The following is a 23694-nucleotide window of genomic DNA, read 5'->3' as shown; positions in this document are numbered from 1 at the left end:
CTAACCCTTAGTAGTCGGTAGAATTTTCTTTGTAAGTTCAAACATAGATTCTGATAATTCCTTAATACGTTTTCTAAGCATAAAAATACAATCCTCTACATTTGCACATCCCTTGACCACATCTTCTGCAAAGCACCTACACGTAGGGGCTCCACATGATCCACAGTCAATTTGCGGAAGCTGCTTATATAAACTTTCTATATGTTCCATCATTTCTATAGCAGTCTCTAAATCTTCATCTAATGAAAATACAGGTTTAGGGTCAACGGATATATTATAAAGGTAGGGGATTTCCTCAAGTAGAGTATCTTCTTGTATAGCCTTATCTCCTAACAGCTTACGCTCTTTCTCTACTAATTTCTTAAGGGTGTGCCTACTTACAAAAGGATTCTCTATGGTTAAGGCACCTCCTAAACATCCTCCTGTACAAGCAAGTGCCTCTATATAATGAATCTTTGACAAAGTGCCATCTTCTACTTTTTCTAGAATATCAATAACTCTCTCTATGCCATCTACAGCAATATGATTATCTATTTCATTATTAGAAACGCCTCCATTACGTGTTGCCCAGAGAATGCCATCTGGTGAAGGTACTCTCTTCTTTTCTTTTAAATAGGTTCCTTCCATAGTATGGATTACTTTTAGATAAATCTCCTGCATAGAGAATGCACCATCTACATAAGATTTTTCAAAGCCTTTAGGCTTATGAATATCTGTTGCCTTAGCAGGGCATGGTGAAATAAAGAATACGCCTACCTGACTTACATCTATACCCGCTCTAGCATAAGTTTCTTTTACATAGCGCGCAGCAAGCTCCATAGGTGACATAATGGGTAGGACATGGTGAATAAGTGCCGGGAATCTTCTTTGAATAAGTCTCATAATAACTGGACAGGCTGAAGAGATGACTGGATATTCTCTATCTGATTTCATATACTCTTGTGTATGCTTTGTAATAATCTGTGCAGCCTGACTCACTTCAAATACGTCTGTAAACCCAATGGTATATAAAGCCGCAATAATATTTTCTATACTTTCTCCTTTAGAGAACTGAGCATAGAAACTAGGAGCAGTTAAAGCGATACGGTAAGGATAAGCCTTAATCATTCCTATGCTATCCATAACTGCTTTCTTAGCACCGTTGTTACATACAGCAATACAGTTACCACAGTCAATACAACGGTCATTAATAATTTTAGCTTTTGAATCACGTACACGAATAGCTTCTGTCGGACATCTTTTAATACAGTCCGTACAACCTCTACACTTACTGCTATCTAGTGTTACAGAATGGCTATACATCTCTTTTCACCTAATTTCTACTTTAAAAGTATTATGATTTCTACTTTAGTTCCTTTACCTACTTCTGATGTAATATGAAGGTTATCACTGTATTTCTTCATATTGGGTAGTCCCATTCCTGCACCAAATCCAAGCTCACGTATTTCATGAGAAGCTGTAGAATAACCTTCCTTCATAGCTAAATCAATATCTGGAATGCCCGGTCCTGTATCTTGCAGTACAACTTGTATCTGTTCCGGCAAAATATCTACATCTACCCTTCCTCCATTAGCATGAATGACCATATTCATCTCTGCTTCATACATGGCAATAGCAATCTTACGAATGATGCTACTTTCTATTCCTAATTTTTTGAGTACATTTTTAACCTTTCCCGATGCATCTCCTGCAAGTAAAAAATCATTCCCATCCACTTCAAAGTGTAGCTTCATTCTATTCCTCGCCTCCACCACCTAATCCTTTTTCATAAAGTTTGCCACAAGCTATATAAAGTGGTTCATTAGTTGACAAAAGTGTAATATGTTTTTGCCTTGCAAGTTCTATCATGTCTTCTGTTGGGGCTTTCCCTCTTACAAATACAATAGCTCTAATATCCAGCATTTCAGCCGTACGAATAACCTGGGGGTTAATAAGCCCTGTAAGGAGTAACACCTTTTCTTTAGCAAAAGCGAGTACATCACTCATAAGGTCACATCCACATGCAGCATGTAAGCATTGATCTAGATATTCTTCCCCTACCCATATGGTTGCACCTAATATTTCTTTAATTTCCCTTATTTTCATCATTGATTCCTCCCTCATTATCAGCTGTAATAGGCTATGCCTGGTAATTTCACAGTAAAAAAGCCTTCCTGAAAACTTGTTTCAATTTCTCCACATCCGGTTTCTTCAAAAATTTTCTGTACCTTTTTAAGTCCTATTCCAAAGTGAAGTGTATTATCTTTTTGTTCAAATAATAAAAGTCTAGAGTAAAGCCATGGATTCGTATGGATACTAAGCTGATTAAACTTTTCATAATAATACTGTCTTGGATTCATAACAGAAATTTTATCTAAGCCAATTTCCACCTTAGTATAATAGTAAGGGTTCCAATAATCTCTATGAATAATGGCATTTTCAAGTACTTCTGATAAAGCTTCATAAGGATAACTGCTTGGCAAAAGTGGCTTAATACGTTCATTAAAGTCTTTGAACATCTCTATTATATTGCCCATAATACCAAAGTTTTCTTTTTCATAAGTTACCTCTATCAATGCATTAGGCATAAAAAGCTGTGGAAGCTTACCAAAAAGAAGTAAACCGCCATAAGTAGGGCATGTTAGTATTCCTTCTTCTTTATCACTTATAATACCTAGCACTTTAAGCATCTGCATTTGATTGGTTTCATATAGATTAAAATGTTTTAAATAACACTCTATAAGTTCAAAATTTAAATCCTTTAAAGTCGCAGCCCTACAAGGTACCTGCTCAAAACTTATAATTCCCTGCTCTTGGAGCATCTGAGCTAATTCATGCCTTGTTGCTGTATCTGTTGTAGAACCTCTTCTCACATAAAATGCTCCGTTTTGACGCATCTGATGTGGCACCTGCCTGCTTTTAAAAATAGTAAGTATACCTATCTTCTTTTGCTTTATTTCTAGTATTTCAAAACTTGCCGGAACAGGTGGTACACTTCTATAAGCAATGACTTGTTGAATACGCTCTTCTATATCTATAGGTATATCCTTTAGTCCTACTAATCGCTTCGTCTTATCTTCAATACCGTAGATGATATACCCTCTCCCACCTTCTGTATTCGCAATAGCAATAACATCTTTTACGAACTCTTTCTTATCAGAGTCTAATTCTAAAGCCAATTTAAGCTTAAAATCTAATTTAAAACCTTCATCTTCATTAAGTAAGTGTATGAGCTTAGATTTGTTCATTAATTCACCTGCCTAATAAGAATTCTAATTTATTTGATTTGTTTCTATTTTAACACATTAAACAAACAATTTGTAGACTATTATATTGTTATGTTACTTATTTAATAAATTATATTTTATATTTTACAGAAAAGTTATACTTTTCAATAAGGTTATCTCTCTCTATTCTTCTTCATATATATTATTAAGCTTCAATTTTATATGAGGAGGTTTCAAAATGCCCACAAAAAAGGATACATCCCTTTGTTATATACGTCTTTTTAACGCTTTCACTTCATCTATAGCCTTTGACCTTTATTTAGATAATCAACTCATGTATAGTTATTTCCTATATGAAGACTTTACTAAATACTATCCTATTCCATCTGGAAAGCATATCTTAAAATTAACACAGCATTATAAGGAAGATGTGCTCTATGAAAAGAAAATAAACTTGCAACGTTTTCAGATTTATACAGGTGTCTTAGCTTGTAAGTATAAAGACCCTGAAACTTATCATATTTTCTGTTTAGAAGAACCGCAAAAGCTTTTAGAACCACCTAGACTTGCTGTACGTCTTAACCATTTTGCACGCTTTGATGGTGCTATTTCTTTAAATCTTCCTGAAGAGCCACTTCCCATTCGTAACATTCGCTATGGCCAGGCTTCTTCCTATCTTGTTAAAGAACCAGCCCCTTATACCTTCATCATTAAAGAAACAAGTGAGGAAAATGAACTTACCACACTCTCTTCTAAAAAGCTTAAGCCCGGTAGGCTGTATTCTATTTATCTAGTAGGTGATGGCACTAAGACTTTCCCATATAAAACCGTTTTAAGTATTGATGGTTTTTCCTATCTACCCATTGAAAAGATACAAAAAAGAACCACCTAGGAATTATTTTTTCCTACGTGGTTCTTGCTTTTTGTTTACTACCGACTTTTTACTTTTTGAAAAAGTACTGTTACCTTTTGATGTCTTTTTTGAAGCAAACTTTTTAGTATTTTTCTCTGATTGTTTTTTCTCTGCTGCAGTTCCTCTTCTAGGTTGTTTTTTACTCTTCTCACTAATAGAACTCTTGTTAGTACGCTGCACCTCTTGTTTACTTTTTACTGGTTTTGTTTTCTTAACCGAATAGCCAAAAGTGCCAAGTTCTTCTCCTAATGTAAGGTAGGTACCATGAGAATAAGCAATCAAATCTGTCTGATTTAAATGGAACTTACCTTTTTCATCCATATACTGGTCATCCACATAGACTTCTAATACATCTGCAATGAATAAGTCATGGGACCCTAATGGTTTAATTTCTTTAAGCTTACAAACAATATTAACTGGGCTTTCTTCAATCATAGGAACACCAGCTACATTGTCACAACTTGCTGTAAGATTCATTTCTTTAAATTTATCTACATCCCTTCCTGATCTTACACCACAGAAATCTGTAGCTTTAACAAGTGCTCTTGTTGTCAGGTTGATTACAAAATAGCCACTTTCTTTAATAAGATCATAGGAATATCTAGAGGGTCTTAAAGAAATATAAGTCATAGGTGGATTGGTACAAATAGTTCCTGTCCATGCAACTGTTACAATATTAGGCTTATCTTCACTTCCACAGCTTACCATAATTGCTGGCAGTGGATAAACCATATTGCCCGCTTTCCATTTTTGTTTTGCCATTAATGTATGCCTCCTTGATGTTAGTCTTGGCTTTACAATGCTTATTTAAGCATATAAGGAATAGCACAGTTTTTCAAGTATTTGAATAGTATTTGGAGAAATATTTTTATACTTTAAGGCTGCCCTACCAGGTCATTATGTATGCCCTAATACTAAATGTAAATAGACTTTTGAGATTCATCAATATCTTAAAATAAGCTTTCATACTTTTCCTTACCACTTGTAATTTGCTCAATACCGCTCTTTTCCTCTAAAAGTGTCTCCTTAGAATTTTTATGTTCAATTATGCTTTCCCACCTAATAATCTATAGTATTTAGGGATTTTTTCACTTTGGCTGTTACTACACTTATACTTAGCACAACACATACATTTAGGTCCACCACAAGCCTTATGCATGCGCTCCCAAATTTGACCAATAGGCTCTTCCAAAACATTACCGTAACTTTTATAAATAAAATCACAAGATCTAAAATCACCTACTTGATCAATATAGCTATGCTGTACACCTGCTCCACAGCCATATTGATCTTCAGATTCTACATAAGGAAATACAGAAGTCTTAGGATAAGACGGGTCCTCGTTAAATGTAATGTGTAGCTGAATAAGCTCTCTCTTTTCCTTTTCTGTTAGCATTTCATCTTTAGCCTCTTCTAGCAGTCCACAAGGAATAGGCTCTACTATTCTTAATTCATGTATACCTTCTTGCTTTAAGAATTTGGCTATATCATGAATCTCTTTCGTTCTAAGCATCTCCTTCGTACAAACAACCTGCCCCATAGTATAAAGTCCTGCTGCTTTAGCATGTCTAATAGCTTTTAAAGCAATCTCATAAGCCCCTTTATAACCACGCTTTACATCATGTACCTCAGCTTTAGTGCTATCAAAACTTATAGCAATGCCAAAGAGTCCCGCTGCCTTTAAGGCCTTGGCACGCTCTAATGTTAGCCCATAGCCATTTGAAAAGACTAAAGTCATACTTCTATTATCTATAGCTTGTATAATCTTCTCTAAGTCCTTTCTTATAAGAGGTTCTCCCCCTGTAAATCCAATAATACCTACACCTAAATCCTGTAGACTCTTTACAATTTGGATTATCTTACGTGTATCTAAGTCCTCTTCTCCTTCTTGCATCATCTTACTTGCACTACAATGCCAACAATGATACATACACTTTCCGGTAACTGCAACATAAGTAGAAATAGGTGCTAATCTTTTACCTGATACATGGCTTGTATAAAACTCTGCCCCTTCTCCTGGTACACTCCTAGCAATTTGTTCAAAAGCTCTACTATTTACTGGAGGTAAAAACGCATTGATGATATAGTACCCGTCATGCTTTACAATTCTTTCATGCTTAATCACATTACATGAACAGTCTATAAGATAACGCAGTTTATATGCTTTATTTTCTTTAAAACGTCTATGTAAAGTGTAAAAGTTCTTTATCGCCATTCTATCTAAACACATAGGTAGAATCTTACCTATTACTTGTCTATCCATATTCTACTCCTCCTTTTTAAAGATGCCCCATACAAAAGTATGCGTTACCTGTTTAATCCCTTTTTCAGCAAGTAGTTTACACATTTCCCTCTGCACACTTTTATTCTTTAAATCAATCATAGTATCAAAACCTGCTAGCGCCCCTGTATGGGTGACCCAGTCTATTAATAGACTTTCCTCCTCAAATGTAAAAATATGTTTACCTTCTTCACCTTCTAAAACGTTGAACCCCATCTTCTCAAACCAACTATCGAAAGTTCTTTTATTGACTGGATTAGGAAGTTCTAACATAACCTTTTGAATGGCTTTGTGTTCCTTTAAAAGGAGCTTTGGATAAATGCTACGTATTTCTGGCAAGGTCTCCTTTGTGTTCACAATAACACCAAATAGACCACCTGGCTTTAAGACTCTATAAACTTCTTTGATAATCTTTTGAGGGGATTGATATTTAATTGCCCAGCAGCATATGATTCTATCAAAGCTAGCATCTTTTTCCCTATCTAAAAAACTGAGCATATCCTGCTGTGTATAGGTTGCATTTTTAAGCCCTTTCTTCTTGGCCTGCTCAAGCATCCCTTCTGAAATATCTACAAGTTTAAATTGAGCTTTTTCATAGTACTTTTGAAGATACACACTGTTATAGCCTGTTCCACATGCTAGGTCAAGCACACGTAAATCCAAAGGAGGCTCTTCTTTTAATAACCCTTTTAATACAAGGTCATTATAAGTATGCATTGTTTTTAAAAAATAATCTTCATACGTACTACTTACCTCACTATAGGCCTGTCCAATACATTCCTTTGTCACCATTTGATGTGTTAGACAAAGCCCTACAAGTCTAGCCAGTAATTGTATATGCTTAAACATTCTTCTTTTCTCCTTTATAAAGCATCTCAAAAGCGCTTATAGGTCTAATCTCCTGATTTTTAAAATAAGGGCTACATAAGTTAAGTAAACTTTCCATTGTAAACATATGGCACCGTTCAAAGCATAAAGTTTCAAAGCACCAAATACACATAGCTTTTATATGACGAATATTAAATTCACTAATCACAAGTATTCCTTCTTCAGTTAGGCATAAGGCAACCTGTCTTATAATTTCCTGCTGATTACTTATATGATGCAAAGCATCTCGTATGACAACTATATCAAAAGGTGCTACTTCATTATGTTGCAATACTTCCTCGAGTGTTTCATTATAAATGGTAAGATAGGCATTTTTCTCTTTAGCAATAGCTGTCATTTCCTTCTGAGGATCTATGAGTGTGACATCCCCACCCATGTGCTGCAACTTATCTGCCAAGGTACCAGTTCCTCCACCTAAGTCTAAGATACGCTTACCTTTAAGCTCTCCTAGACTTTCTAAAAGTACTTCATTTGTATCTAATTTAAACCTGCGCATAAATCTATCGTAAATTCTAGCATAGTATTTAAATAAATAAGCCACTTACTTCTCCTCTATTCTTCTTCGTTATTCAAACTAAGTCCGCAACTTGGGCATGCCTCATCCGTTTCTGCTAAAGTTATACCACAAGCAGGGCATTGCTCCATGCTAAGCACTTCTTCTTTTATTTCTTCATTCACATGCTCTGTGCAAATCTCATCTCTTATCTCTTTAAGCAAAACTTTAATTTCTTGTAATTCTTCTACTATTCCTGAGTGCTCCACCACTGTCATAAGTATAAGATACAATACATAAAAACCTATAATCACACCTATTAAAATAAGTAACATATCCTTTCCCCTTTCTTACCTTCTCAATTAAGCCTATTATACCATAATATTTTAAACTATTCTGCATCTATACCTTTGCAAATAATCCTGTATTCTAACCTAGTTTTTTGCTATAATATAGGAAGAAATGCTATACAGGCAATCATAATAGGAGGTTTTATATGTTTAGAACGATTTATTGGTATGGTTATTTTGCTATTAGCTTAGTATTTACTTTACCTGCACTTTATAAAGCTAAATCTCTTCTTAAACAAGGACAAACTGAGGAAGCGGAAAAATACATTAATAAAGTGACCTCTAAATGGGCAATGGCCCAAGTTAAGAACAGTGGTGCAACTGTACATGTACATGGCTTAGAAAATATTCCAAAAGATAAAGCCGTTGTTTTTATGAGCAACCATCAAGGCAATTTTGATATTGCCCTTTTCATGAGCTATATTGATAAACCAAAAGGTTATGTATCTAAAGTTGAAATTGATAAACTTCCTATCGTACGTACTTGGATGCGTCTTATCCACTGCGTCTTTATGGACCGCTCTTCCTTAAAAGGAGCTGCAATGGCTATTGTAGAAGGTATTAAAATCATTAAGGAAGGCCACTCTCTTGTTATTTTCCCAGAAGGTACACGTAGTAAAGGCGGTCCCCTTGGTGAATTTAAGGCAGGAAGTTTTAAACTTGCTACAAAATCTAAAGCACCTATCATTCCAGTAACAATGGATGGTACTTATAAACTCATGGAAGCTCAAGGCGGAAAGGTTAAACCTGCTACTGTCAATGTTTATATTCACCCACCCGTTGAAACCGCTAACTTAACTAAGGAAGAACAAATCGAACTTCCAGAACGTGTTAAAAACATTATTGCTTCTAAACTTTCTTAATAAGAAGTACTTTTATAATGCAAAAAGCACTAGGCAATCTTTTACTTGCCTAGTGCTTTTTTATTTAAGTTTAATAAGTCCGTGTTGTGTACAATACGCATAAATGTTACCTTTACTCATTTTAGGAAAACGTACTTCTGCGTTTTGTTCTGGGTAAAGTTTTACAATAAGTACACGATCATATCTTACATAAGCTATAAATGAAATAAAGTGTGCTTTAGTCATTTCATGATTTATTGTAATATAATAATCATCTTCCACTTCTTCAATCTCTACCTCATGCCCTTCATCCGCTTTCTGTACTTCTAGGGCTGCAAGCTTTCTACCACAGCAAGATAGTTCTGCTTCACCTGTACTCCATACAACATTCCCACACTGTGGACATGCATAAAATTTTATTTTTTTCATATTGCCTCCATCCTTTTCATTAGGTGATAAATCACCTGCTAAAATCTGCTCTACATTGACACCTAAAAGCTCAGAAAGGCTACGTAAAAGTGTTACGTCAGGACAGCCAAGCCCTCTCTCCCATTTTGAAATGGTTCTATCGCTCAGATGCATAGCCTCTGCTAATGCCTTTTGTGTCATATGCTTTTCTTTTCTTAAACTTGCAATGAGCTTACCTACTTTAGTGCAATCCATCCTGCTCACCTCCTTTGTTATCATACTGTTTTTATCTTAAACCTACAACAAACGCTCCGTAGAGTTCACCCTTCTTTTAATAGAAATAGCTGCATGTTTTTAGCATGCAGCTATTTCTCCTTTATTATTTATTAACTTACTAAACCTTCAAACTGAGCCTCATAAAGCATTTTGTAAATACCTTCTTCAGCAAGGAGCTCTTCATGGCTTCCTGATTCTTTTATACCTTCTTTTCCAAGTACAATAATCTCATCTGCATTACGGATTGTAGAAAGCCTATGAGCAACAACAATTGTTGTACGTCCTTTACATACTTCATCAATAGCTTTCTTAATCATAAACTCTGTTGCATTATCCAGCGCCGATGTGGCTTCATCAAGGATAAGAATAGAAGGATTTTTAAGAAATACACGCGCAATAGATAAACGCTGTTTCTGTCCTCCCGAAAGTTTTACGCCTCTTTCTCCAATGAAAGTTTCATAACCGTTTGGAAGGCTTAAAATAAAGTCGTGAATATTAGCTTTCTTCGCTGCATCAATAACCTCATCTTCTGTAGCTTGTGGATTCCCATAAAGGATATTTTCTTTAATGGTTCCTGTAAAGAGGAATACTTCCTGGGACACAATACCAATGTGAGAACGAAGGCTCTCTAACTTAATATCATAGATGCTGCGTCCATCAATTTGGATATCCCCTCCATCAATTTCATAAAATCTTGGAATAAGATTACAGAAGGTTGTTTTACCCCCACCTGATGGGCCTACAAGTGCAACCATCTTACCTTTTGGAATGGTTAAATTGATTTTATCTAAAACATATTCATCTTCATATTTGAAAGAAACTTCTTTAAAGGTAATTTCCCCATCTACCTTTTCTAAATTAATAGCATTCGCTCTATCTGCTTCTTCTATTTCATCCATAAGCTCTGTAAAACGTTTGAAACCTGTCATACCACTTTGGTACTGCTCCATAAAGTTGACAAGTTTTTTAATAGGTTGTGTAAACATTTTAATATAAAGCATATAAGCCATAAAATCACCAAAGGTAATGGTGCCATTAATAGCAAAAAGCCCTCCACCAATCATACATACAAAGTCTAAAATATCAATACATAAAGTAGAACCTGAGAAGTACTCTGCCATTACTTTATAGGCTTTTTCTCTTTCATTCTTAAAGGCATTATTTCCTTTTTGGAATTTCTCAAGCTCTGTGTCCTTGCTACAGAAACTTTTAGAAACACGCATACCTGCAATACTATTTTCTAAAATAGCATTAACTTTCCCTGTTTCTACACGGCTTGCTGTAAAAGCTCTTCCCATTTTATCTTTCTTCTTCCATGTAAACCAGAAAGTAAGTGGGATAAAAGCAAAAATAAGTAAGGTTAAAGATACATTAATATTTAATAAAATAATGAAGGAACCCACTAACATAACAGCTGAGATAAATAAATCCTCAGGACCATGGTGAGCAAGTTCTGAAATGTCCATTAAGTCATTAATGATACGAGACATGACATCTCCTGTCTTTGTATTATCAAAGAAGGTGCAAGGTAACTTCTGCAAATGTGTGAAAATATCTCTTCTCATATCTGCCTGCATACGTACCCCTACAACATGTCCCCAGTATTGCATAAAGAAGCTACATGCATATTTAATACCATAAATCATAAGAAGACTTATTGCAAAGACCCCTATCATACGGAATTCTTTGTTTGGTATACTATTGTTAAGTAATTCTCTTGTCATCATGGGGTAGACAAGGTCACATACTGCAAATAAAAAAGCCACGAGTAAATCTAAGAAAAAGAGCTTTTTATATGGCTTATAATAGCTTACAAATCTCTTAAACATTATATGATCATCCTTTCAAGTTTTTTAATCATTCTTATCTATTGTAGCATAGGCTCCTAACTTATAAAACATTTTTATCCGTTAAGGAACTTTATTTTATATTCATTCGTCTAAAGTAACATAGAAATTCAAACATGTAATCTTAGGAGGATTTAATATGAGTAAAAAATTATTAGTTATGCTTACAGCAATGGGTACACTTAGTGTAACACTTATTGCAGCACCTATCGTAAAAAATGTAACAGCAAAAATTGACCCAGCTATCTCTTTTGAACTAAATGGTGAAAAAGTTATGGGCGATTCTGAAGCACTTATGTACAATGATACTCTTTATGTACCTGTACGCGCAATTAGTGAAACATTAGATGCTGATATTACTTATAAAAATAAAGTTGTATCTATTACAACAGGAGAAACTGACCCAGAAGCTGCTTCTTCTAATACAAAAGAATCTCAAGTATCCGCTACAGAAATAACACCAGAACTTGAAGCTGTAACGATTGATGAAGCTACTATTATGAGCGTTGATGTAGAAAGTAAACAAGTAGGAGTTCTTCCAGCAGGTAAGGAAGATGTTTTTACAAACTATATTATTTTAAATATTAGTGAAGATACTACACTTACACAAGATGGCACTTCACTTACATTAAATGATCTTGTAGAAGGTATGAAAGTATCTGTTACACATTCAAGTGTTTCAACACGTTCTCTACCACCACAAACAGCAGCTTTTACACTTAATGTACTTGCAGAAGCTGAGGTAAAACCTCTCGAAAACGTAACACTTGAAGATGTCCAAGTTGTAGAGGTTAATGAAACAAAATTTGGTTACTCTGTGTTAGTAGGAAAAAATGAAAGTCCAGAAGATATTATGAATCAAACTATTCTTCACATTAATGAAGAAACGGTCATTAAACATGAAAAAAATAAAGCTATTTATAAAGCAAGTGACTTAGAAAAAGGTATGAAACTTAAAGTTGTTCACTCACCAATTATGACTTTATCTCTTCCAGGTCAAACAACTGCTATCGAAATTACAATTTTAGCTCAATAATTAAAACTAAAAAAGAGGCTGCCCTAAGGGGCCAGCCTCTTTTTTACAAATTTATAAGAGATTATCTTCTATTTTTACGTTGAGCAATCTCTACGTTAATTTTTCTACCTTTATATTTTTGTTTTGTAAGTACACCTAGAATTTCATCTTCACAACCATTTGGCACTTCAAAGAATGAGAATTTCTCCATAATGTCTACTTTTCTAATGCCTTTACGTGGCGTAGATGTTTCATTACTTACAAGTTTAATAAGATCTATATCTTTTAACTTATCTTTTTTCCCTAAGTTAATAAATAATCTTACGAAGTCTCCACCACCTTGGTATGCTTCACGACGTGGTTGTAAGTCTTCCATTTTAATATGATCATTTGCACTCATTGTTTGATTGCTCATTACAAGTTTAAATAAAGCAATCATGATTTGCTCTTCATTGTAGCCTTCTTCTACAAGATGGTCAATGCATTCTTTGTAACGTTTTGGCATTCTTGATTGAGCTGCCTCACGGATTTCATCACATACACGAAGAAGTTGACCTTCTTTAATCGTTTCGATTGTTGGAATCTCAGCTTTTTCAATTTTAGATTTAGTGTAATTTTGAATAAATCTAAGTTTTGAACGATCTTTAGGTGTGCAAAGCGTATAAGATAAACCTTGACGCATAGCACGACCTGTACGACCAATACGGTGTACGTAGTACTCTTCATCTGTTGGTACATCATAGTTGAATACAACATCAATATCATCGATATCAATACCTCTTGCTGCTACGTCTGTTGCAACAAGTACGTTAACAAAACCTTTTCTAAACTTAGCCATTACACTATCTCTTTGAAGCTGTTTCATATCACCATGAAGTGCTTCTGCTAAGAAACCTCGTTGTTGAAGTGCACTACATACCTCATCTACACATCTTTTTGTATTACAGAATACAACGCCTAATTTGAAGGCTGTTACTTCCATCATACGGCTAAGTACTTCAATTTTATAACGTTCATTTACATCTAAATAATATTGTTTAATTGTATCTACTGTTACAGTTTTTTTAAGCACACTGATACGCTCTGCATCTTTTTGATATTGGCTAGCAATATCTTGAATAGCTTTTGGAAGTGTAGCAGAGAATAAAATGAATTGTTTTTCTTCTGGAGCGCTTTGAAGAATTGTATCAATATCTTCTCTAAAGCCCATGTTAAGCATTTCATCCGCCTCGTCTAATACGAGCATACGTAAGTCTTCTAATTTAAGAGTACGTCTTCTTAAGTGGTCCATCACACGGCCTGGTGTACCGATAATGATTTGTGGTCTTTTCTTAAGAGCCATAATTTGTCTGTCCATAGGTTGTCCCCCATAAACAGCTAATGTACGTACATTGCTCTTATATTTACAAAGTGAGCGAAGTTCTTCTCCGATTTGGTTTGCAAGCTCTCTCGTTGGGCAAAGGATAAGAGCTTGTACTTTATCACTGTTTGTATCTATTCTTTCAACTACTGGAATACCAAAGGCACATGTTTTACCTGTTCCTGTAGGAGCTTGTGCAATAACATCTTTTCCGTCCATAATTGGATCAATAGATTTCGCCTGAATAGGTGTCATCTCTTCAAATTGCATATCACTTATAGCGCGTTTGATCTCGCTGGAAATATCTAGGTCATTAAAAAGTCTTGTTTCTATAATCTATACCTCTACAATCTATTAAATTTGTCTATTTTCGTTTCTCTTTTTCTCGGCAACCCTCATCTTAACACATTTCCCTTAAAATAACAAGCTAGGCCTATTAAAAAAGTCTCTTCCAAGTGAAGCTACTTTTCTAACGATTTCACTCATTTCTCTTCTACATCAGTATTCATATAGGTATGCCTTTAGATAGAAACGATAACTTTTCCATTAATTTACATACTTTAATATATTAAAAATTGAACTAATAGTTGAATCTCATTCATATAACTCATCATTGTACTTATTTAATATTCTCTTTATACTGAAAGTAAAAAAGAATGCCCAGGATTCCCTGGGCATTCTTTTTGCTAGCTACTTTTCTAACTATTTTACGCAGTATTCAGCAAGATATGCTTCCATACGTGCACGCATTTCATCATCGATTACAACTTTTCCATCGATTTCTACATTATGAAGTGTTTCGATAATTTCTCTCACTGTAACGATTGGGTATGTTTTTATACCAAATTCTTCTTCAATTTCTTGAATAGCAGTTCTGTTTGATTGGCCTCTTTCCATACGGTCTACAGAAATAACAAGTCCAGCAATCTCAATATTTGCTGCTGCTTTTAAAATAGGAAGGCATTCACGAATAGCTGTTCCAGCTGTGATAACATCTTCTACAATGATCACTTTGTCTCCATCTTGAAGTTTGTATCCTACCATTGTACCACCTTCGCCATGGTCTTTAGCTTCTTTACGATTAAAACAGTAGTTTACATCTTTATCATGATTATTTGCAAGAGAAATAGCTGTTGCTACAGATAATGGAATTCCTTTGTAAGCTGGTCCAAATAAAGCATCTACATCATCTTTTATATTTTCTGTAATACATTTTGCATAAAACTCACCAAGTTTCCCTGCTTGATAACCTGTTTTATAGTTTCCTGTGTTTACAAAGTAAGGTGTTTTTCTACCACTTTTAGTTGTGAAATCTCCAAAAGTAAGTACACCTGAACGCACCATAAATTCAATAAACTCTTTTTTGTAACTCATATGAATCCTCCACTCTATACGCATTTATCTTATCTATCATATCATGGAAAATGTAAATTGACTATAAAAAAGTTACCTTCCTTATAATAGAAGATAACTTTTTTGTAGGGTCCATTTTATTGTTCTAAATGATACTTCCAAATCTTCCTACTGTCATAAGCTGCATATATTTCCTGAAGGTCTGTATATAGAATTTCTTGCCCAGCCTGCAGGAGGATACAAAGCTTCTTAACATTAAAGAAATTGAGTTGCCATACACGTCTTAAGATGGTATCTTCTACTTCATTATAAAAAGCATAGGTTAAAAAAGCTTTTTCATATTCTGTAAGAGTATGTTCTATTTCACGCTCTGCAACTGTAATAAGCTGTTCAAGTTGCTTTTCCTGTTTTTCACATTCACGTACAAAGGGCCTATCTATACCATTCGTAAAAATAAGCATCTGCTGATCATGTATAACTTTTTCTACTTCTTCCTCTATATACACCTTTAGATACCCTCTTATGGCTGACAGCACCTGCTCATGCTCTGCTGTAAAAGGATTAGGATTGAAAGCCGCTCTCTCTTCTCTTAACCCCCTCTTTAATTTTGTAATACATATTTTTAAAAGCCCACCTACTTGAATTAACATCCCCTAACTGCCCCCTTAAAAATATTACATATATATTACATTTTAATTAAATTTGGAATATTTTTCAAGGAGTTTTCCTGAAAACTTTACTACAATATATGACATGTTTCAAAGAGTTTTAGTGCATTTCCGCCCATAACTGCTTTCTTTTCTTCTTCTTTAAGTATATTAAGTCCTTCTTCATAACGGCTGATAGGAAGAAGTGGATAATCACTGCCAAAGAGTAGTTTATCCAGTATACCAATTTCACGAATTACCTTATAAATAGTGGGCTCATATAAAAAGACAGCTGCTGCTGTATCATAGTAAACATTTTTAAAACTGCTTCTTATTTCTTTCATCAGTTCATAAAATAAAAGTCCCCCACCAAAATGCGCAAGTATAATAGGAATTTCTTGATGATTACGTACAAAGGTTTCAATGCTTTTCTGACTCACGCTTGTTTTACCTGCATACTCATGTCCTACAAGTTCATTAGCATGCAGAAGTACAGGCAAATTATAGTTCATACAACATGCTTTTAATGCCGTATGATGAAGCCCTTCAAGCTGCAAATTCTGCCCCTCTGGGAACAATTCTCCTATACCTCTTAACCCACCTTCATAACACCTTATAATTTCTTTTTCTAAATCTTTATGATGGGCAGGCATGGTCATAAAACCAATAAACTTATCAGGATACTGCTTAACTGCTTCCATCGTATAATCGTTGACATATCTACATAGTCCCATATCCTGAAAAGAAAATCCGAATACTACACCTTTATCAAAACCTTCCTCCTCTAAATGATTTGCTACTGTTTCATAAGTGGCAAACTTATTATGAGGCGTTGCAGACAATAAATTGAAGTAAGGCTCACGCTGTCCAATTTTTTTCCAATCCTTTATGATATCTGGGGGGGTAATATGAATATGTGTATCTATTTTCATTTCTAGTTTCCTTCGCTTTCTAAAGTTTCCTCACTTTGCAGATTTGTAGCTTCTTCATGAGTAGCATGACCTACTTCAGACTCTTTTAATACATCTGACTCGGCTGGTTTAGATGTTGTGGTCACAGGTGGCTGAATCTCCTCCTCTAGTACTACTGTATTCGGTTCATTAGGTGTAGTAGGTGGTACTTTATTTGGAAGAATGCTGTATGGATTTTCGATAATATCCATAACTTCTTCTGGCGTAATAAGGAAATCTGCTTCTAATCCTTCTATATAAATTTTATTTGTCTGCTCCTTTAGATCAAATCCTTCATTTAGGACATCTTTCACACTTGGTAATAAGTCCTGATTCATACTTTTTAAAAGCATAGGCAGAACAAGTGCCTTGTTGGTGGTTTCTTCTAACATTTTAAAAGTCTCTTCTGCCTTGTTTAATGTAGCTAGGTAAGTATCCATAAAGCTATTAACACTCTCATAAATACGTGCAAACTCTTCGCCCTGACTGGATACATCCTTATAAGTTTCTTTGAACTGCGCTGCTAATAAATGTGCATTTTCAGCAAGTGGCGTAAGCGTAGCACTATTTAGGCTTTTCATATCCCTTAAGAGCGTCAAGCTATCTCCTATACTCCCAATAACATGGTCCTCCATATCACTTGCAAGTTTTTTACGTGCATAGCGTACAGGGTCTGTTTCTGCCTGATAGTATTCATACCCAAATAAGAAATAGTGATCTACTAAATACTCACCTATATAAGTAATATCTTCTTTGGTAAGTGCATAGTAAGTAGTCATATCTAAGTTGGCATCCGTTGCTGCGCCATCTACCGTCACCTCAGTTTGCTCAGATTCCTCTATAATCATTTCATCTTGAACCTCAGCAACTTCTACCTGTTCTACTTTTTCTTCTTCTACTTTTTCTTCTTTTGGCTTGTCTTTTTTAGGCTTTTGGGGAAGAGGTGGTTTAATGGCTACTTCTTCCTGCTTGATTTCTATTTTTGTTTCTTCTTGTACCTTTTCAATCTCCTTTTCTGCTTCTTTAAGCATTTCTTGCACCTGCTGCTTAATAATTGCATCTGCAATAGTCTTTTCTCTTTTATGTACTGCAATAACCATTTCATTAATAGTCTGACTTGCAAAGTTTAAGGAAAAACCTGTAACGGCGGCTAGGACACCTAGTTTCATTAAATTTCTAATCATGTTCTACCCTCCTATTCCTTTCGCTCTATATTAAAGTCTCTTTTATACGTAATCCAAAGAGCACCTATAAAAGTAAGTACCATACTTGCAAAGAGTATACCATTACGCCATGCAAAAGAAGCGACACTCATTTGGCTTGTAAAGTCTAGTACATACACAAATACAGCACTTGTTAAAATACCTATTATTAAAGATAGGAATAACGCATAAGCTTCCTTATGCGTAAGCAGTGAAAAGACCATACTGAGCATACCTACTGCCAAATACAAGCTAAATACAGAACCTAAGGATAAGCCTATGGTTTGAAAAGGTGTGTAAATAAAGTTTCTTGCACTTTGCCCCATGGTTACCTGTACTTTAAGGAAATCTGAACTCCAACTTGCACTAAAAGGAAAGACTTGATCACTGATTAAAAAGTTTAGCGTAAAAAGTGCTACAAAAAATAAAAGGGTATAAAACAATAAAGTGACCCATTTCCCAACAAGCCATTTTCCTCTACTTTGGCACTTAATGACTTCTAAAGAACCAAAGTTATCATCAAACATAATGCCGCATATAAGGAACAAGTAAAGAGGTAAATAAATATAAATAATGCTTACCGTATCATTTAAAATTAAATAAGTTATCTCAAGAGATGAAAACGTAATGGCTGTCATATCTGATATTTGTATATACTTCGCCACACTTACAACACATGCAAAGGCAAAAGCAATAATGGTCAGGCACCATCTTACTAAATTAAAACTTTCAGAGATATTATAACGAATCATTTTCGCTGTAACCATAACGTTTCCCCCCTTCTATAAAGCATACTACCTAATACAAGTACACCAGATACCCCAAGTATAATGAATAGTTCAAGGCTAATGAGCTGCATATCTACATGAGTCCTCATAAGCCATGGTGAAAAGCTTAGTGGCGGATAGAATTTTTCCAGATTTAAATAAGGAAAAGCATAGATAAAGAGTAAATATAAAACCTGAGGCGTTACAATAGGAATATACCGTTTTCTATTAACAAATGTCAGGCTATAGGCAAAAGACCCATAGACAAAACCGAATAAAAAGCCTAATAACATAACGCCTACTATCTCTTCCTGCTGCACATAAGGTGAGAAAAGGCTGCATACACCGTATAACATAAGCATAGGGATAAAAAGTGCTATACCTGAAAGGATATTGTTAACAAACCATCTTTTCAAAGTATAGTTCTTCCCCTTATGCTTTAAAATAAGCAAGTTCCTATAGCCTGAATCCTTCTCTAGCATATTCATATTGCTATAAACCATAGAAGCTAGAAGTGGTGCAATAAAAGGCATAGCAAAGGATTGACTGACAATAAAGGCCTGATCGGCTGTATAGGTATCTTGTCCATATACATAATAAGCTAAACCTAAGGCTAAACTCAGTATACCTAGGGCTATAGCGCCTAAAAAGCTACGTTCACTTAGTCCCCTTTTAAAATCTGTTATAAACCATCTCATGCACTCACCCCTGCCTGCGTTTCTTTCTGTGCTCTTAAGGTGCCATCTGCAATATAAAATAACTCATCACATAAGATTTGAATGTCCTCTTTATTATGGCTAGCCAGTAAAATGGTTACACCATGCTCTTCTTTAAGCGTTTTGAAAAAGTGACGCATACGCTTTACGCTTTCCTCATCTAATCCATTCATAGGCTCATCTAAAATAAGTAAATCCGGTTTATTCATAACAGCCTGAGCAATGCCTAACTTCTGTTTCATTCCTAATGAGTAGGTACGAACAGGCTTTTTGTTATCTGGATCAAGCCCTACAAGACGCATACTTTCTTTTAATTCTTCTAGAGACACAGGCTTTTCAGATAGACCATTTAAAATCTTAAGGTTTTTAAGACCACTATAGTGGGAAATAAAACCTGGAGTTTCAATAAGTGCACCAATAGATTTTGGAAATTGTTTAGAATGAGTCATATTAACTTCTTCTAAGAAAATTTGACCTGATGAAGGTCTCATAAGACCGGTAATCATCTTAAAGATCACGGTTTTTCCTGAACCATTACGACCTACAAAACCATAAATTTGGCCTTTCTTAAGCTCAAAGTTTACATGCTTTAAGACTTCTTCATGACGAAAAGATTTACATACGTTTTCAAATTTAATATATATTGACATACATACCTCCCTACATGTGTAAGTAATCTCTTTTAGTATACACTTATTCTATGAATTTCTAATATAGCCTGTCGTTTATTTTTATGCTTAAGTTATTTATTTTATATGTATTTAGTGCAAAATAATAAAAGGAACTGTTTTTCTAAACAGTTCCTTTTGGAATTTATTCTAATGAATCAAAATCAAATACTGCCGCTTTGGTATAATTGGTTACTTTAGCTTCAAAGAAATCTGTCTTGGTAGCATTAAGACTGGAGAAGTTGTCAATCCACGCCATAGGATGAGCAGTAATCTCTAAGTATAAAGGCTCAAGGCCAATAGCTTTTAGTCTTAAGTTAGATAAGTACTTAATATAACTATCTATAAGCGCATCATTAAGCCCTAAGATTTGGTTATTGGTCACATACTGCCCCCAAGCCACTTCGTGCTCTACACCTATGCGCATCATTTCTCTTAATTCTTCTTCAAAGGCCGGTGTAAACAAGTCGGGATTCTCTTTTTTTAGCTCTTTTAATATATTTTGAAATAAAACTAAATGCGTTACTTCATCCCTATTAATATATTTAAAAAGTGTACTTGTAGCTGTCATTTTACCTTGTCTTGCAAGGGTATAGAAGAAACTAAAGCCTGAGTAGAAATAAATGCCCTCTAAAATATAGTTGGCCATAATTGCTTTTAAAAAATTATGGGTTGTAGGCTCCTCATTAAAAGCTTGATAGATGCCTGCTATAAATTGATTACGTTTAAGAAGGTGCTCATCCTCTCGCCACATATCATAGATAGCATCTCTTGTCACAGGATTGGTTACTGTATCCAAGATATAAGAGTAGCTCTGCGCATGAATTTCTTCCTGAAAAGCTTGAATATTAAGAAGGGAAGAAACTTCTGCTGCTGTAATATAGCGTGATAAGTTAGGAAGATTTTCTGACTGTACAGAGTCTAGGAAGTTTAAGAAAGAAATAATCTTATCAAAGGCATTTCTTTCCCCCTCTGTTAAATAAGGAAATTGCTTCACATCTTCATGTAGAGAAATCTCTTCTGGAATCCAGAAATTATTGAGCATAGTACGGTATAAGGTATTCGCCCAATCGTATTTGATACGATTCCATTCTCTTAAGTTCGTTGTATTCCCATTAATCATAGACTGCGTTCCTCTATCGCCTCTTTGATTAAATATCATTTTTTTATCCATTTTATAACCCCTTTTCTCTTAAACTCCTAGCTTGAACAACTTGTACATTCATCCATTTCCAAAGATTGATTTCTTACATAATAAAGTGTTTTAACGCCTAATCGCCAAGATTCTGTATACATATCTAGAATATCTTTAGCTGCTATATTTGGTGTTATATATAAATTAAAGGACTGTGATTGATCAATATGTTTTTGTCTAATCCCACAAGCTTTAATACTCCACTGTTGGTCTATAGTATGCGCTTCTTTATAGGTCCAGAAATTCTCCATAGACAAGTCAGGTGCTGTCTTTGGTGTGAAACTCCCTTTCTTCTCCTCAATAAAGAACTTCTTAAAGATTGGATCAATCCCAGCTGTTGTATTGGCAATATTAGACGTACTACCTGTAGGTGCCACTGCCATAATGTATCCATTTCTTACACCATGTTTTTGTACTTCTGCTTTTAAAGCCTGCCATCTTGGAGAAGTATAGCCACGTCTTTCAAAATATTTACCTGTTTGCCATTCTGATCCTTCAAATGCAGGATAAGCACCTTTTTCTTTAGCCAGTTCCATAGAAGCTTTAATAGCTTGATAAGCAATTTCTTCAAATAGCTTATCAGCTACTTCAAGATGCTCCTCACTTTCCCATGCAATATTGTGGTTAACTAAGTAGTGCTGATAACCACTTGTTCCTAGACCAATGGCACGGTATTTATCTCCTGTAATTTTTGCTTCTGCTACAGGTAATTGATTAAGTGTAATAACGTTATCCAGCATTCTAATCTGCAGTGGAATACTATCTTTAAGCTCATCTATTTCAGTTTTTCCTAAGTTAATAGAATTTAAATTACATACAACCATATCCCCAGATTTTACTGTTGTTAGCACTTCTGGTATACCATCTTTATTTATAATCTGTTCTTCTATCTTTTCACTTTCACTTACATTTTGAGCAATCTCCTGACAGAGATTAGAAGCATAGATCATGCCGGCATGCTTATTTGCATTGGCTCTATTTACTGTATCTCTAAAGAAGATAAATGGTGTTCCTGTCTCTACAGCACTCTTCATGATTTTTTTCATAATATCTAATGTCTTAACCGTAATACGTTGTAAGAATGGATTTGCTTCACATTCGAGATAACGCTTTGTAAAGGCTTCATCTTCTATATCATCAAAGGCATCTTCTAGTCTATAACCCATAAGCTTTTCTACTTCATAAGGGTCAAATAAACTCCACTCTTCTCTCTTTTCCAGGCGCTTCATAAATAAATCTGGAATAGCTACACAAGGGAATACATCATGCGCTTTTCTACGGTCATCACCGTTATTAGTTCTAATTTCTAAGAAATCATATAAATCTTTATGCCACACATCGAGGGTAATAGTCGTCCCACCTTTACGCTTTCCTAATTGGTCAACAGCTACAGCTGTAGCATTATAAAGTCTTACCCAAGGAATTACCCCACCTGATGCATTTTTAAAACCACGTATTTCACTATTAAGCGCTCTTACTTTTCCAAGATAAATGCCTAGCGCGCCCCCATGTTTAGAAACCTGTGAAAATTTCTGATTTACATCATAGATAGACCAAAGATTGTCCCCTACAGCTGAAATAAAGCAACTGCTAAGTTGATAGAAAGGTGTTCCTGCATTACCAAGTGTTGGTGTAGCAGAAGTCATTTTAAGCTGACTCATCAGGTCATAGAAAGCTTTAGCATAGTACACCTTATTTTCTTTTTCAGGTATAGCTAAATGCATAGCAATAGTCATAAAACGCTCTTGGGGTAATTCAAACACTTCTTTTTTGAACCCTTTTACTAAATAGCGGTCTGCAAGCAGTTTTAGTCCTTCATAGTTAAATAAATAATCACGTTCCGGCTTAATATATGCTGCAAGTTCTTTAATTTCTTCATCTGTATAAACTGCTGTTAGGTACTCCCCGTACAGATGCATCTCTACCATCTTTTTTACAAGTTCAAAGTAGTCCCCATAACCAAAATGATTGTAACCTCTATTGATTTTAGCTTTTTTATAAAGATCAAAAGCAAGTAGCTTTGCTGCTACATACTGCCAGTTTGTGTGAGTGGTCTTAACTGCATTACCGAAACCATCTACTTGCGTTTGAATAACTTTTTCAATAGCTGTCTGAATAAGAATTTTCTGAATTTCCGCTGTAGTCATCCCATCTCTAAACTGAATATGTGCGTCTAATTCCAGTTCTAAAGGATCACAACCTGCAAGCCCTTCACAGGCTAATTCAACCATTTTCTTTGTTTTCTCTATACAAAGTGGTTCAAAAGTACCATTTCTCTTTTGTATTCTAATACTCACATACATCATTCCTTTAACGA

General features: G+C 34.9%; 24 protein-coding genes. 3 read left to right on the top strand and 21 right to left on the bottom strand.

Annotated features, from left to right (window positions below):
* From H8718_RS07200 to H8718_RS07185, 4 genes are read right to left on the bottom strand one after another with little or no spacing between them, the layout of a single operon-like run.
* The gene (locus tag H8718_RS07200) at window positions 1–1302 is read right to left on the bottom strand and encodes a [Fe-Fe] hydrogenase large subunit C-terminal domain-containing protein (protein ID WP_177669572.1); all 1302 of its coding nucleotides are present in this window, start codon (window positions 1300–1302) and stop codon (window positions 1–3) included.
* Window positions 1303–1319: 17 nt separating this feature from the next.
* A complete protein-coding gene (locus H8718_RS07195; protein ID WP_177669570.1) occupies window positions 1320–1733 on the bottom strand; it encodes an ATP-binding protein in 414 nt (137 codons plus the stop codon).
* A 1-nt stretch (window position 1734) separates the two neighbouring features.
* Complete coding sequence (locus H8718_RS07190; protein WP_177669998.1) at window positions 1735–2085, bottom strand: hypothetical protein; 351 nt, start codon at window positions 2083–2085, stop codon at window positions 1735–1737.
* A gap of 20 nt (window positions 2086–2105) precedes the next feature.
* Entirely contained in the window at window positions 2106–3227 is a 1122-nt protein-coding gene (locus H8718_RS07185; protein WP_249332423.1) for an AlbA family DNA-binding domain-containing protein, read from the bottom strand.
* 217 nt (window positions 3228–3444) lie between these two features.
* Between H8718_RS07185 and H8718_RS07180 the strand changes: the two genes are divergently transcribed.
* Entirely contained in the window at window positions 3445–4098 is a 654-nt protein-coding gene (locus tag H8718_RS07180) for a DUF4397 domain-containing protein (protein ID WP_249332422.1), read from the top strand.
* 3 nt (window positions 4099–4101) lie between these two features.
* On the opposite strand, the gene H8718_RS07175 is transcribed toward H8718_RS07180, so the two are convergent.
* From H8718_RS07175 to H8718_RS07155, 5 genes are all read right to left on the bottom strand, one after another.
* Window positions 4102–4881, bottom strand: a complete 780-nt coding sequence (locus H8718_RS07175) for a flavin reductase family protein (protein ID WP_177669565.1) — start codon at window positions 4879–4881, stop codon at window positions 4102–4104.
* 283 nt (window positions 4882–5164) lie between these two features.
* Window positions 5165–6382 carry a radical SAM/SPASM domain-containing protein gene (locus H8718_RS07170; protein WP_249332421.1) on the bottom strand — a complete coding sequence of 406 codons (1218 nt, stop codon included), beginning with the start codon at window positions 6380–6382 and terminating at the stop codon, window positions 5165–5167.
* 3 nt (window positions 6383–6385) lie between these two features.
* Complete coding sequence (locus tag H8718_RS07165; protein ID WP_249332420.1) at window positions 6386–7249, bottom strand: class I SAM-dependent methyltransferase; 864 nt, start codon at window positions 7247–7249, stop codon at window positions 6386–6388.
* Window positions 7242–7829, bottom strand: coding sequence for a class I SAM-dependent DNA methyltransferase (locus H8718_RS07160; RefSeq protein WP_177669559.1), 588 nt, complete (start codon window positions 7827–7829; stop codon window positions 7242–7244). Before H8718_RS07160 ends, H8718_RS07165 begins: the two co-directional genes overlap by 8 nt.
* Window positions 7830–7840: 11 nt before the next feature.
* Window positions 7841–8116 (bottom strand): hypothetical protein, encoded by a 276-nt coding sequence (locus tag H8718_RS07155; RefSeq protein ID WP_249332419.1) that lies wholly within the window; start codon window positions 8114–8116, stop codon window positions 7841–7843.
* A gap of 161 nt (window positions 8117–8277) precedes the next feature.
* On the opposite strand from H8718_RS07155, the gene H8718_RS07150 reads away from it, so the two are divergent.
* Complete coding sequence (locus H8718_RS07150) at window positions 8278–8994, top strand: lysophospholipid acyltransferase family protein (protein ID WP_177669555.1); 717 nt, start codon at window positions 8278–8280, stop codon at window positions 8992–8994.
* A gap of 60 nt (window positions 8995–9054) precedes the next feature.
* Here H8718_RS07150 and H8718_RS07145 read toward each other — a convergent pair whose 3' ends face one another.
* Both H8718_RS07145 and H8718_RS07140 read right to left on the bottom strand, forming a co-directional pair.
* Window positions 9055–9636, bottom strand: a complete 582-nt coding sequence (locus H8718_RS07145; RefSeq protein WP_177669553.1) for a helix-turn-helix domain-containing protein — start codon at window positions 9634–9636, stop codon at window positions 9055–9057.
* Window positions 9637–9767: 131 nt separating this feature from the next.
* On the bottom strand, window positions 9768–11486 hold the full coding sequence (locus H8718_RS07140) for an ABC transporter ATP-binding protein (protein WP_177669551.1): 1719 nt from the start codon (window positions 11484–11486) through the stop codon (window positions 9768–9770).
* 157 nt (window positions 11487–11643) lie between these two features.
* Here H8718_RS07140 and H8718_RS07135 point away from each other — a divergent pair, with 157 nt between their 5' ends.
* Complete coding sequence (locus H8718_RS07135; protein ID WP_177669550.1) at window positions 11644–12540, top strand: stalk domain-containing protein; 897 nt, start codon at window positions 11644–11646, stop codon at window positions 12538–12540.
* Between the two features lie 61 nt (window positions 12541–12601).
* Here the strand turns inward: H8718_RS07135 and H8718_RS07130 are convergent, their stop codons facing one another.
* From H8718_RS07130 to H8718_RS07085, 10 genes are all read right to left on the bottom strand, one after another.
* Entirely contained in the window at window positions 12602–14149 is a 1548-nt protein-coding gene (locus H8718_RS07130) for a DEAD/DEAH box helicase (protein WP_283246172.1), read from the bottom strand.
* Window positions 14150–14581: 432 nt separating this feature from the next.
* Window positions 14582–15253 (bottom strand): orotate phosphoribosyltransferase, encoded by a 672-nt coding sequence (pyrE, locus tag H8718_RS07125; protein ID WP_177669548.1) that lies wholly within the window; start codon window positions 15251–15253, stop codon window positions 14582–14584.
* Window positions 15254–15369: 116 nt separating this feature from the next.
* Window positions 15370–15882 (bottom strand): hypothetical protein, encoded by a 513-nt coding sequence (locus tag H8718_RS07120; RefSeq protein WP_249332418.1) that lies wholly within the window; start codon window positions 15880–15882, stop codon window positions 15370–15372.
* An 89-nt stretch (window positions 15883–15971) separates the two neighbouring features.
* Complete coding sequence (locus H8718_RS07115) at window positions 15972–16811, bottom strand: amidohydrolase family protein (protein WP_249332417.1); 840 nt, start codon at window positions 16809–16811, stop codon at window positions 15972–15974.
* 2 nt (window positions 16812–16813) lie between these two features.
* The gene (locus H8718_RS07110) at window positions 16814–18013 is read right to left on the bottom strand and encodes a hypothetical protein (protein ID WP_249332416.1); all 1200 of its coding nucleotides are present in this window, start codon (window positions 18011–18013) and stop codon (window positions 16814–16816) included.
* Between the two features lie 11 nt (window positions 18014–18024).
* The gene (locus H8718_RS07105) at window positions 18025–18798 is read right to left on the bottom strand and encodes a hypothetical protein (RefSeq protein ID WP_177669540.1); all 774 of its coding nucleotides are present in this window, start codon (window positions 18796–18798) and stop codon (window positions 18025–18027) included.
* Window positions 18780–19496, bottom strand: a complete 717-nt coding sequence (locus H8718_RS07100) for a hypothetical protein (RefSeq protein WP_177669538.1) — start codon at window positions 19494–19496, stop codon at window positions 18780–18782. The genes H8718_RS07105 and H8718_RS07100 overlap by 19 nt, the downstream gene beginning before the upstream one ends.
* Entirely contained in the window at window positions 19493–20164 is a 672-nt protein-coding gene (locus H8718_RS07095) for an ATP-binding cassette domain-containing protein (protein WP_177669536.1), read from the bottom strand. The genes H8718_RS07100 and H8718_RS07095 overlap by 4 nt, the downstream gene beginning before the upstream one ends.
* A 163-nt stretch (window positions 20165–20327) precedes the next feature.
* Window positions 20328–21356: a ribonucleotide-diphosphate reductase subunit beta gene (locus tag H8718_RS07090; RefSeq protein WP_249332415.1), complete on the bottom strand. Its 1029-nt coding sequence runs from the start codon at window positions 21354–21356 to the stop codon at window positions 20328–20330.
* 26 nt (window positions 21357–21382) lie between these two features.
* Entirely contained in the window at window positions 21383–23680 is a 2298-nt protein-coding gene (locus tag H8718_RS07085) for a ribonucleoside-diphosphate reductase subunit alpha (RefSeq protein WP_249332414.1), read from the bottom strand.
* Window positions 23681–23694 lie beyond the last annotated feature (14 nt).

Origin of the sequence: Zhenhengia yiwuensis, assembly GCF_014384995.1 — a bacterium.
GTDB classification, from domain to species: Bacteria; Bacillota; Clostridia; order Lachnospirales; family Cellulosilyticaceae; genus Zhenhengia; species Zhenhengia yiwuensis.
The sequence above is the reverse complement of the archived record's forward strand: the minus strand, read 5'-3'. Positions and strand labels throughout refer to the sequence as shown.

Excerpts from the sequence above, each read along its gene's own strand:
- H8718_RS07120 (WP_249332418.1), bottom strand. The coding sequence starts at position 15,882 with ATGTTAATTCAAGTAGGTGGGCTTTTAAAAATATGTATTACAAAATTA.
- H8718_RS07110 (WP_249332416.1), bottom strand. The coding sequence starts at position 18,013 with ATGATTAGAAATTTAATGAAACTAGGTGTCCTAGCCGCCGTTACAGGT.
- H8718_RS07115 (WP_249332417.1), bottom strand. The coding sequence starts at position 16,811 with ATGAAAATAGATACACATATTCATATTACCCCCCCAGATATCATAAAG.
- H8718_RS07165 (WP_249332420.1), bottom strand. The coding sequence starts at position 7,249 with ATGTTTAAGCATATACAATTACTGGCTAGACTTGTAGGGCTTTGTCTA.
- H8718_RS07095 (WP_177669536.1), bottom strand. The coding sequence starts at position 20,164 with ATGTCAATATATATTAAATTTGAAAACGTATGTAAATCTTTTCGTCAT.
- H8718_RS07135 (WP_177669550.1), top strand. The coding sequence starts at position 11,644 with ATGAGTAAAAAATTATTAGTTATGCTTACAGCAATGGGTACACTTAGT.
- H8718_RS07185 (WP_249332423.1), bottom strand. The coding sequence starts at position 3,227 with ATGAACAAATCTAAGCTCATACACTTACTTAATGAAGATGAAGGTTTT.
- H8718_RS07090 (WP_249332415.1), bottom strand. The coding sequence starts at position 21,356 with ATGGATAAAAAAATGATATTTAATCAAAGAGGCGATAGAGGAACGCAG.
- H8718_RS07105 (WP_177669540.1), bottom strand. The coding sequence starts at position 18,798 with ATGGTTACAGCGAAAATGATTCGTTATAATATCTCTGAAAGTTTTAAT.
- H8718_RS07085 (WP_249332414.1), bottom strand. The coding sequence starts at position 23,680 with ATGTATGTGAGTATTAGAATACAAAAGAGAAATGGTACTTTTGAACCA.
- H8718_RS07175 (WP_177669565.1), bottom strand. The coding sequence starts at position 4,881 with ATGGCAAAACAAAAATGGAAAGCGGGCAATATGGTTTATCCACTGCCA.
- H8718_RS07190 (WP_177669998.1), bottom strand. The coding sequence starts at position 2,085 with ATGAAAATAAGGGAAATTAAAGAAATATTAGGTGCAACCATATGGGTA.
- H8718_RS07100 (WP_177669538.1), bottom strand. The coding sequence starts at position 19,496 with ATGAGATGGTTTATAACAGATTTTAAAAGGGGACTAAGTGAACGTAGC.
- H8718_RS07200 (WP_177669572.1), bottom strand. The coding sequence starts at position 1,302 with ATGTATAGCCATTCTGTAACACTAGATAGCAGTAAGTGTAGAGGTTGT.
- H8718_RS07195 (WP_177669570.1), bottom strand. The coding sequence starts at position 1,733 with ATGAAGCTACACTTTGAAGTGGATGGGAATGATTTTTTACTTGCAGGA.
- H8718_RS07150 (WP_177669555.1), top strand. The coding sequence starts at position 8,278 with ATGTTTAGAACGATTTATTGGTATGGTTATTTTGCTATTAGCTTAGTA.
- H8718_RS07170 (WP_249332421.1), bottom strand. The coding sequence starts at position 6,382 with ATGGATAGACAAGTAATAGGTAAGATTCTACCTATGTGTTTAGATAGA.
- H8718_RS07155 (WP_249332419.1), bottom strand. The coding sequence starts at position 8,116 with ATGTTACTTATTTTAATAGGTGTGATTATAGGTTTTTATGTATTGTAT.
- H8718_RS07130 (WP_283246172.1), bottom strand. The coding sequence starts at position 14,149 with ATGCAATTTGAAGAGATGACACCTATTCAGGCGAAATCTATTGATCCA.
- H8718_RS07140 (WP_177669551.1), bottom strand. The coding sequence starts at position 11,486 with ATGTTTAAGAGATTTGTAAGCTATTATAAGCCATATAAAAAGCTCTTT.
- pyrE (WP_177669548.1), bottom strand. The coding sequence starts at position 15,253 with ATGAGTTACAAAAAAGAGTTTATTGAATTTATGGTGCGTTCAGGTGTA.
- H8718_RS07145 (WP_177669553.1), bottom strand. The coding sequence starts at position 9,636 with ATGGATTGCACTAAAGTAGGTAAGCTCATTGCAAGTTTAAGAAAAGAA.
- H8718_RS07180 (WP_249332422.1), top strand. The coding sequence starts at position 3,445 with ATGCCCACAAAAAAGGATACATCCCTTTGTTATATACGTCTTTTTAAC.